We start from the raw sequence: 7,628 nt of genomic DNA on the forward strand, positions 1-7,628 counted from the left end.
GACGGCGTTGGCGCGACGCAGCGACAGCGCCATGTTGTAGGCCTCGGTGCCCGACGTATCGGTGTGACCCGTCGCCGTGATGCGGGCGTTGCCCTTCGTCTTGTAGGCCGAGGCGGCCTGGCGGATCGTGGTCAGCGCCTGTTCGCTCAGGTTCGCGCGATCCCAGTCGAAGAACACCATGAACGACGGCGGCGCCACGGCCGGCGCGGTCGGCGCCGGCATCGGCGCCGCGGCCGGCTGGCCGAACTTGTAGGCGACGCTCAACATCGTGGTGATGTTGTTGTTCTGGTACATGCCCGGGTTCGTCGTGCCGTAGTAGCGGCCGTCGAGGTTCACGCGGAAGTTCTGGTCGACGTTCCAGCCCAGGCCGATGATGCCCTGGTAAGCGAACTGGGTGCTGCACATCGAGCAGCCGTTGATCGACGAGTCGGCGAAGGCGACACCGGCACCGGCACCGATATACGGGGTGATCATCGCGCCCGGGATGAAGTCGTAGAACAGGTTGGCCATGATGGCGAGCTGCTCGATGCGGCCGCTGGTGTTGCTGAAGACATTGCCGAAGTTGGCGGTGCCTCGACCATTGTTGGACCGGAACACGCCTTCCAACTCGACGCGGGGACCGACGAAGTCGTAGCCGACGAAGCCGCCAGCCGCGAAACCGAGATCCATGTTGTAGTTGTTGCTGTTCATCAGCCAGTTCAGGCCGCCTTCACCACCGATGTAGATGCCGGGGTTGGACGGGCCGGGACTCCACATCGACTGCGCGTTGGCGGCCATGGGAACAGCCATCAATGCTGCAGCAGCGAGAAGTGCCTTTTTCATTTTCACAAATCCCTCGTTGGGTGATCGCGTCCGGGGCTGACGGACGCATGCCTGACCAACGAGGGTTGCCTGGATTAAGTTGCCGTTCCGAGGGAACCGGACGGTACTCGCCCCGCGACCGTGGCCGCAGGGCAACAGTTCGGCAGGTTCACTGCACGAACACGCTCACTGCATGAACCAGCCGTGGCTGACCACGGCGGACTGGCCGCTGTGCACCGTGCTCTTGGCCGCGGCATAGAAGAGGACGGCGTCGGCCACGTCGTCGGTCGTGGTGAACTGGCCGTCGATCGTGTCCTTCAGCATGACGTTCTTGATCACCTCCGCCTCGGTGATCTTCAGCTCGGCCGCCTGCTCGGGGATCTGCTTTTCGACCAGCGGCGTGCGCACGAAGCCCGGGCACACGACGTTGGACGCGACATTGTATTCCGCGCCTTCCTTGGCCAGCACCTTGCTGAGGCCGATCAGGCCGTGCTTCGCCGTGACATAAGGGGCCTTGAGCTTGGAGGCTTCCTTGGAATGCACGGAGCCCATGTAGATCACGCGGCCGTACTTGGCCTTGTACATGTGCTTGAGGCAGGCCTTGGTGGTGAGGAAGGCGCCGTCGAGATGGATCGACAGCAGCTTCTTCCAGTCGGCGAAGGGGAAGTCGACCAGCGGCTTCACGATCTGGATGCCGGCGTTGCTGACCAGGATGTCGATCTTGCCGTACTTGGCGATGGTGTCGGCGACACCCTTCTCGACCTGCGCCTCGTCGGTGACGTTCATGGCGACGGCGAAGGCATCGCCGCCCTTGGCCTTGATCTCGTCGGCCGTCGCGTTCGCGGCGTCGAGATTGAGGTCGGCGATCACCGGCGTGCCGCCCTCGGCGGCGAGACGCAGTGCGATTTCCTTGCCGATGCCCGAGGCGGCGCCGGTGACGATGGCAATTCTTCCCGTGAAACGCGACATGGCTGATCCTTCTCTGTGCCGGTTACTTTGCGAGATAGTCGAAGACCACTTCACCGAGTCCCAGCGTCAGGTCGGTGACATAGTGGCTGGCCGAGACGACCTCCCGCACCGGCAGGCGCGAGACGTCGCACATGGCATGATCGAAGAGCTGGAGGGCTGCCGGGCCGGTCCAGGCGCCCTTCAGGGTGACGTCCTCGCAGTAATAGCGCACCAGTTCGCAGATGCGGGGCGTGCAGTCGACGTGCGGCACGATCTTGATCATGAAGGCCGGCTTGGCCAGCGCCTTGATCAGCGGCGCATGTTCGAGCTCGCGGTGCTTGTAGCCCATCGTGGCGTTGACGCAGAGCACGGAGCCGTAGTGAAGCGTGCAGACCAGCGTCTCGTTCTCGTGGCTGATCTTTGGCGTGGCGAGCTTCTTGGGGAAACCCCAGATCTCGCGACCGCCGGCGATCGGCGAGTTGTCGTCGAGATACATGGCGTGCACGTAGCCGCCTTCCTGCATCTGGCCGTCCTTGTCCTTGAAGCGCACCGGGATCACCTGTCCGGTCTCGGTGTAGTCGCCGAAGCCCGTCGAATCGGGCATGCGGATGAACTCGTAGTTCACCGTGTCGCCCACGACCTCGAGCGGTTCCGGCACCAGCGCGCGGAGCACGTCGGGATCGGTGCGGTAAGTGATGACGACGAATTCGCGATTGTAGAATTTGTAGGGTGGCCGCGGATAGCTCGGGTTGTTGAGCGGCATCGCGAAGGCGTTCTTGCGGACGTCGTCGATCTTCATTTCTGGGGCTCCTTGCGGCCCTGCAGGGCCAGGTCGAAAGTGAACACGCCGTCCGGGCTGGTCGGACGCTGCAAGACCTCGGGATGTTCGAGCGAGCGGGTCATGTCGGAGTAGCCCGACTCCCAGTGCTCCTCCATCGTGCGACGCGAGAACTCGTAGTCCTTCGAGGCGCCCTCGTACGTCCGCGCGCGATAGATCGTGTGGATGATGTTGTAGACCTTGCTGTCGCCCTCCCGTGCGAGCAGTTCGGCCTCCGGAGTCTGCCGCAGCTCCGGCGGCATGTCGGCCAGTATCTTGGCGGTGGCCCGGCGCAGCGCCTGCATCTGGCGGAACTGGTCGGTGCCGGCGCGCGTGCGACTCGAGTAGCGGATGTCCTTCATCCGGGTGTCGACCTCGATCATGTCGCGCGGCAGGTCTCCGCGCGCGCTCCACAGGTCGATCTGGAAGGCGAGCGTGTCGGCGCGCGGATAGGCGTCGAGCACCCATTGCAGCGGGGTGTTCGAGACGACGCCGCCGTCCCAGTAGAACTCGCCGTCCACTTCGGCCGCGGGAAAGCCCGGCGGCAGCGAGCCGCTGGCGATGACGTGCTGCGGCCCGATCGTATGGGTGTCGTTGTCGAAGTAGATGAAGTTGCCGGTCTTGACGTTGGTGGCGCCGACGCTGAAGCGCATTTCCTTGGCGTTGATGCGGTCGAAGTCGACCAGCCGCTCTAGCAGCGTCCGAAGTGGTGCGACGTCGTAGTAGGCGAGGTTGCCCGGGTTGCCGGCGGGCGTGAAGATCGGCGGCGGGATACGCGGCTTGAAGAACTCGGGCGCGCCGAACATCAGCGTTGCGAACGAGCCGAGCTGGTTTACGAACTGGCGTTCCATGTCGCTGCTGAAGTCGAAGCCCTTCATCATCGGCACGCCCAGCGGCGACCGGGTGATGGTCTCCCAGAAGGTGCGCAGCTTTTCGACACGTTGCTCCGGCGGATTGCCGGCGATCAGCGCGGAATTGATCGCGCCGATCGAGATGCCGGCCACCCAGTCGGGATGCAGGTTGGCCTCGGACAGGGCCTGGTAGACGCCGGCCTGGTAGGAGCCGAGGGCGCCGCCGCCCTGCAGCAGGAGTGCGATCCGTTCGAAGGGAGGGCGGGGGCGGGGCACGGACTGTGTATTGATCGCGCAGTCTCCTCTTTGGGCCGCCTCGTTGGGGCGACGATTTCTGGCGTGCTGCTCGGGCGGCGGCAACCGCGTTTTCCGCAATTTCCGGACCGAACCCTTAGCGGCTCCTGATTATGGCGGCATTACAGAGGCCGACCGACGGGCCGTCAGGCACGGCGGGCGGCGGTTCTGAAGGCAAGCCGGCAGGGGCGGCTCGCATAGTAGGCGCTCCAAAGGGCGGGCGGGAGTCTCATCGCCTCGTAGTCGCCCGCCGTCGGCGTGAAAACCAGCTTGAGGGCTCCCCTGACCCGGTCGATCGGCCGGTCGCACAGGAGAAGATCGGCGAAGTGCTCGACCTGGGTCGGTGGCGGCAGGCCTAGCCGCATCGTCCCGGCCATCACGGCGGTCCGTTTCCGCACGCGGTCGCTGTCGGCGATGAGGGGTGCCAGCGCCTGAGGAACGGCGGCATCCAACAGCTCCTCTGCCATCGCGCAGCCCAGCAGGACGGCGCCGCCGCAGCCCCGGGCCTGTGCCCGCGCATGCAGCGCTCCCCAGTCGAGGGCGGGATGACGGTCGATCATGCGGGCAAAATCGTTCACCCACTTCAGCATGGCCCAGTTCTCCTTCGTGCCGTGTCCGGCCAGCAGCAGGGCAAGGTTCGGGGCGGACAGGACCGGCACGTCGCGGCCGCCGACCGAGAGGAGGGCTGGATCGTCCCAGATCTCGTCCGGCGCGAGGGGGAAGGGAACATGTGCGCCGCAGAACTCCCAATGCAGGTCGAAGGCGGCGCCATCGTCGACCCGAACGAAGGCATATTGCCGTTGAGCGGCGAGGAACGCGCGCCGGAATGTCCTGTCGCCCTGGGGGCTGGCGTACCCCATCGACCCGATCACGTCTTCGGCGGCGTCGATCCGTCGTTGCTGCACGATCACGTCGACATCGTTGTACTCCCGCCCGGCGAGGCCGCCGTAGAGGGCGAGTGCCAGGGTCGGACCCTTGAAGGCGACGAAGGGTATCGAGCGGTCGGACAGGGTAGCCGCCAGACGGTGCAGTTCGCCTGCCAAAGTCAGGGACTTCAGCAGGTGGCTCTGGCGAAAACGTTCGAGATCGGCCTTTGCGTCATCCGGTACGGTTTCCCAGGAGAGCTCGCCCAGGCAGTCCAGGAGGGAGGGCCGAACCCCGTGGCCTTCGGCAAGGCGCATCAGTGCCTGATGATCGATGCCCTTGCGCAGCAGTTCCCTCAGGCGCGTCAGTTCGGGCCGCGGACGTGCTGCAAGACAAAGGAACTGAAACTCGGGTGTCACCTCGGCACCGGCGCTCACGCCGTCGAGGCAGGCGGTTCAGGAATTGGAGTCCTGGGACAGGCCATTCATCCCGCCGCGGCCGGTGTTGCGGCTCTTCCAGCCATCGCGTCGTCCCTTCCAGCTCCACTTGGTCAGCGTGACGTCGCGCAGGGCGCCCAGCTTGGTGAGGACGGGCTGCTCATAGGGTTTTTTGGCGGAAGCAGGCGCAAGCGCCGTGGCCTCTTCGCCCGTCTGTATAGATTCGACCGTCATGGATCAGCCTTTCACCCTAACGAGGCTCTCTTATCGGGTTGCTTCAATGAGGCCTTCGGCCTCGAGGCTTCCAAGTATTTGCACGACATCAGCCTGGCAAGCTGCTTCCGATACCTCGAATTCAGCCATCACCGAAGCGCAAAGATCATCCACCGACCGGGGCTGCTCGAGCGAATCCCAGATATGGACGCCGACGCCCTGGAGGCCGAAGTAGATCGCCCGATCGAGGTCCAGAATCGCGACTTCGTCGTTGATCCTGCAGGAAACCTGCCGTGCTGATTTCTTGTAGAGCAGGGAAGACCCGTTCATGCCGATGGACCCAAGAACACCAACGGGAAGGGTAACAACAGATTTCTTGCGGAGCAAATGCGATAATGCATTGATTTTGCCTCCTCATTGGCGGGGGTGCGCGAGCCAGTGGTCCAGCACATGGGCGTTGAGCGACGTCGCGAGATCGGAATCCGAAGCGCCGACATCGGGCAGCAATCGTGGGTCGACGTAGCGGGCGATCCGGCGGCCCTCCGGCAGGACCGGCAGGCCGACCTCCCGGATCGTCGCCACTTCCGGATAGCAGTCGAGCGGGGTCTTCCGGCGGGCCAGCACTTCCGGGGGCAGCCGGCCGCGCATGGCCTCGCGGATCAGCCGCTTGTTCCAGCCCCAAGGGACCGGCGGAACCGACAACATGAATTCGAGGACCCGGAGGTCGAGATAGGGGTATCGCCACTCAAAACCGCCAAGCGTTCCTTCGAAGGCACGGACGTCGAAATGGCTTTGCCAGATCGGGCTGGTGAACGAGCCGATCGAGGCCGGATGCCACGGATGCGACATGTCACCTCCTATGCCGAGCGATTCCTGCCGTTCCGGCAGGGCCAGCCGCTCCGCGAAGTCGCGCTGGAGCCAGCGCGGCAGCGTGTCGAACGGCTCCAGTTCGGCTTCCCGCTGCAGCCCGGTATGGCGGCCGATCGTCTGCGCCCAGCCGGCGAGGCCCTTGGCCGCGCTGTACTCGATCAATGCCTGCGCCAGCCGGCGCCAGGACCGCTGCCGACGCAGCCATCCGAGATAGGCGTCCCGCTCGAGGATGAGCGCGTTGTCCGGACCCTCGCCGTCCAGCCAGACGAGGGCGGCTGCACCCATCTCGCGCGCGACCCGCTGCATGTCGTGGGCGTTGATCAGCGCCGTCATGGGTTCGGGAGACCGCAGCTTCCGGGCGCGCCACAGCGGGTCGTAGGCGATGTCGTCGGCCGGCCGGATGCGCAGCTCGATTCCGATATGGCGTGCCGCGAGAGAGGCGTAGTGATCTTCCCTTATATGCATCAGCCGTTCGTAGTGCTCGCACTCCGCGACGATCCGTGACGGGTCGCCGGTCACTTCGACGGCGGTCGCCGCCAGGGTCGTCGAGTCGAGGCCGCCGCTCATCGCGATGCCCACGCTGCCGGCGGGCAGCCGGTCCGCCACCGCACGCGACAGCAGCTCGCGAAAGCGCTCGCAATAGGCCTCGGCCCTGTGGAGGTAGACCGGTTCGGGGATGTCGAGCCGCCAGTAGCGGCGCAGCGAGAGACCACCCTCGCCGAGCTTCAGAAGATGCGCCGGTGCGAGCCGCTTGATGTCGCGATAGACGGTGCGCTCGAATTCGCGCGCCACGCCGAGGACCAGGAAGTCGGCGATCCAGTAGTCGTCGAGCGCGTCGCTGGTCGGCACCTGCCCGGCCAGCCAGTCGAGCGAATCGCCGACGAGCCAGGCATCTGCGGTCCTCGAATGGAAGAGCGTGTGCACGCCCATCTGGTCGCGCACGCCGAGCAGGCACTGCGCACCGTCGTCCCACAGGACGAAGGCGAAGTCGCCGGCGAGGAAGTCCGTGAAGGACGCGCCCCATTTCGCGTAGGCCAGCAGGCACAGCGCTGCATCCGACGCCGACGCGGCGGACGGGCCGAGCCGGGCGCGGAGTTCGTCCCGTGCGTCGAGACGGAAGCGGCCCGCGATCCAGTAGCGGCCGGCCAGCGCGGCCGAAGAGCTGTCCCGCCCCGCGGCGAAGGCCGCCCGTCGGGCACGGCCGACGATTTCGAAGCCGGGCGGCAATTGCCGCAGGTCGATCGGTTCGTCCCTGATGTTGAGGAGCGCCGCGAACACTAGATGTGGAGCCTCAACAGGTTGTCCTCGGCGAGGGCGAGTCTGCTGATGGGTGTTTTACCCTTGATGCCGCCGTGAGGTCGATGCCAGTTATAGCGATGGATCCAGAAGGGCAGCTCTTGGGCACGCTGGTCTGAAGTGTCGTAGGCTCGGGCATAGGCCCATTCCCGCAAGGCTGTTTGGATGAAGCGCTCGGCCTTGCCATTGGTCTTGGGCGTGTAAGGCCTGGTCCGAATGTGCTTGAGGCCAAGTAGC

The 7,628-nt window shown here is 65.3% G+C and carries 9 protein-coding genes; all 9 read right to left on the minus strand.

The window, feature by feature from the left end:
* On the minus strand, positions 1–822 hold an 822-nt coding region (locus tag Q7V45_RS07960), incomplete at its 3' end, for an OmpA family protein (RefSeq protein WP_304849754.1).
* Between the two features lie 165 nt (positions 823–987).
* Entirely contained in the window at positions 988–1,770 is a 783-nt protein-coding gene (locus Q7V45_RS07965) for a 3-hydroxybutyrate dehydrogenase (protein ID WP_304849756.1), read from the minus strand.
* A gap of 22 nt (positions 1,771–1,792) precedes the next feature.
* Complete coding sequence (locus Q7V45_RS07970) at positions 1,793–2,548, minus strand: acetoacetate decarboxylase (protein ID WP_304849761.1); 756 nt, start codon at positions 2,546–2,548, stop codon at positions 1,793–1,795.
* Positions 2,545–3,693, minus strand: coding sequence for a patatin-like phospholipase family protein (locus tag Q7V45_RS07975; protein ID WP_304849763.1), 1,149 nt, complete (start codon positions 3,691–3,693; stop codon positions 2,545–2,547). The genes Q7V45_RS07970 and Q7V45_RS07975 overlap by 4 nt, the downstream gene beginning before the upstream one ends.
* 164 nt (positions 3,694–3,857) lie before the next feature.
* Complete coding sequence (locus Q7V45_RS07980; RefSeq protein ID WP_304849765.1) at positions 3,858–4,994, minus strand: nucleotidyltransferase family protein; 1,137 nt, start codon at positions 4,992–4,994, stop codon at positions 3,858–3,860.
* A 36-nt stretch (positions 4,995–5,030) separates the two neighbouring features.
* The gene (locus tag Q7V45_RS07985) at positions 5,031–5,246 is read right to left on the minus strand and encodes a lasso RiPP family leader peptide-containing protein (RefSeq protein ID WP_304849767.1); all 216 of its coding nucleotides are present in this window, start codon (positions 5,244–5,246) and stop codon (positions 5,031–5,033) included.
* 30 nt (positions 5,247–5,276) lie between these two features.
* A complete protein-coding gene (locus Q7V45_RS07990; protein ID WP_304849769.1) occupies positions 5,277–5,555 on the minus strand; it encodes a PqqD family protein in 279 nt (92 codons plus the stop codon).
* 84 nt (positions 5,556–5,639) lie between these two features.
* A complete protein-coding gene (locus Q7V45_RS07995) occupies positions 5,640–7,373 on the minus strand; it encodes an asparagine synthase-related protein (RefSeq protein WP_304849771.1) in 1,734 nt (577 codons plus the stop codon).
* On the minus strand, positions 7,373–7,628 hold a 256-nt coding region (locus Q7V45_RS08000; protein WP_304849774.1), incomplete at its 5' end, for an integrase core domain-containing protein. The genes Q7V45_RS07995 and Q7V45_RS08000, both read right to left, overlap by 1 nt.

This window comes from Reyranella sp. (genome assembly GCF_030651995.1).
GTDB lineage: Bacteria > Pseudomonadota > Alphaproteobacteria > Reyranellales > Reyranellaceae > Reyranella.

Excerpts from the sequence above, each read along its gene's own strand:
- Q7V45_RS07990 (WP_304849769.1), bottom strand. The coding sequence starts at position 5,555 with ATGAACGGGTCTTCCCTGCTCTACAAGAAATCAGCACGGCAGGTTTCC.
- Q7V45_RS07970 (WP_304849761.1), bottom strand. The coding sequence starts at position 2,548 with ATGAAGATCGACGACGTCCGCAAGAACGCCTTCGCGATGCCGCTCAAC.
- Q7V45_RS07985 (WP_304849767.1), bottom strand. The coding sequence starts at position 5,246 with ATGACGGTCGAATCTATACAGACGGGCGAAGAGGCCACGGCGCTTGCG.
- Q7V45_RS07965 (WP_304849756.1), bottom strand. The coding sequence starts at position 1,770 with ATGTCGCGTTTCACGGGAAGAATTGCCATCGTCACCGGCGCCGCCTCG.